This window comes from Cytophagia bacterium CHB2 (genome assembly GCA_030263535.1).
Lineage (GTDB): Bacteria > Zhuqueibacterota > Zhuqueibacteria > Zhuqueibacterales > Zhuqueibacteraceae > Coneutiohabitans.
The window spans coordinates 1-1,694 of record SZPB01000666.1; the positions used below are offsets into that span (position 1 = coordinate 1).

Sequence of the window (1,694 nt, forward strand, 5' to 3'; positions counted from 1 at the left end):
GAGATTTTTCTCGCCGGATTGAGCGCGGTGGATCCGGAAAAAGCCGTGTTGCGCGCGTTGCAGCGGGAGGGCAACACCTTGAGCGTTGCACAAGAAAGTTTTGATCTGAGCCAGTTTCGCCGCGTGTTTGTGCTGGGCGCCGGCAAGGCTGCGATTGCCATGGCCGCGGCCGTTGAAACCCGCTTGAGCGACCGCCTAACGCAAGGCTTGATCGTGACCAAAGACGGCGATCGCCATCGGTTGAAACAATGCCAGGTTCTGGAAGCCGGCCACCCGGTTCCGGATGCTCGTGGAGAGCACGCCGCGCGCCAAATGCTGCAACTCGCGGAAAGCGCGCAGATGAACGATCTCGTCATCTGTCTGATTTCCGGCGGCGGCTCGGCGTTGCTGCCCCTGCCCGCGGGCGACATCACGCTTGCCGACGAGCAGCGCGTGACGGAGCTGCTGCTCGGCCACGGCGTCACCATTCACGAAATGAACACCGTGCGCAAGCATCTTTCGTTGATCAAGGGCGGCCAGCTTGCGCGCGCCATCTATCCCGCAACTCTCGTGACACTGATCCTTTCCGATGTTATCGGCGATCCGGTGGATATCATTGCCTCGGGCCCGACCGTGCCCGATCCCTCAAAATTTTCCGACGCCGAGCGCGTGCTTACGCTCTACGGCGTTTGGCCCAAGTTGCCGCACGGCGTGCGCGACTATATCACCGCCGGCTGTCGCGGACATGCGCCGGAAACGCCCAAGCCCAATGACCCGATGTTTGCGAAGAATTACACCCATGTCGTCGGCTGCAATTCCGATGCGTTATTGGCTTGTGAAATGCACGCGCTCAGCCTGGGCTACAACACCATGATTCTCACCAATCGCGTGCAAGGCGAAGCGCGCGACATTGGGCGGTTTTATGCCGCGCTGCTGCACAACCTGGCGGATTGCGGCCGGCCGATTGAGTCGCCGGCGTGCGTGCTTGCCGGCGGTGAAACCACAGTGACGCTGCGCAATCCCGGCGGCAAGGGCGGCCGCAATCAAGAAATGGCATTGTCCGTTGCGCTCGACATTGACGGCCTGCCGAATTGCGTCTTTCTCTCTGCCGGCACTGACGGCATCGACGGCCCGACGGACGCAGCCGGCGCCTTCGCGGACGGCTGGACCATTGCGCGCGCCCGCACGCACGGCATGCGTTTCTTTTCGAGCTATCTGCGCGACAATGATAGCTACGCGTTTTTTCAACAGCTCGGCGACCACTTCATCACCGGCCCCACCGGCACGAATGTGATGGATGTGCAGATATTGTTGGTGGAGTGAGGACTTTTCTGCATAAGTTCAAATTAAGATAACGGTGCGCTGGTCAACACGAGTGCACACGAGGGCTTTTAGTTTGCGTTTATTTGCGCCCCATTCGCGGTTGTGACAATTATTCGTGAGAATGCGAGACATGCGGGATAGACCAGAAATAAAAATCTCTCCCAGCCGCTGGCACGCAGTGTTATATGGCCTTTGCCCGCGCTGCCTGCGGGGAAAAATTTATCGTACCGCATTCAAAATGAATGACACCTGCCCGGCCTGCCATTTGAGATTCGAACGCGAACAGGGTTATTTTCTCGGAGCAATGGGCGTCAGTTATTTGCTGGGCGTTCCGATTCTTTTCGCTATTCTCGCACTGTTGTCGGTCACACTTTTTCCAACGTGGCCGGAAT

Annotated in this window: 2 protein-coding genes; both read left to right on the forward strand. The window is 58.6% G+C overall.

Features of this window, described 5'->3' with window-relative positions:
- A partial coding sequence (locus FBQ85_30045; protein ID MDL1879374.1) for a glycerate kinase occupies nt 1–1,302 on the forward strand: 1,302 nt, incomplete at its 5' end.
- A 130-nt stretch (nt 1,303–1,432) separates the two neighbouring features.
- A partial coding sequence (locus FBQ85_30050) for a DUF983 domain-containing protein (protein MDL1879375.1) occupies nt 1,433–1,694 on the forward strand: 262 nt, incomplete at its 3' end.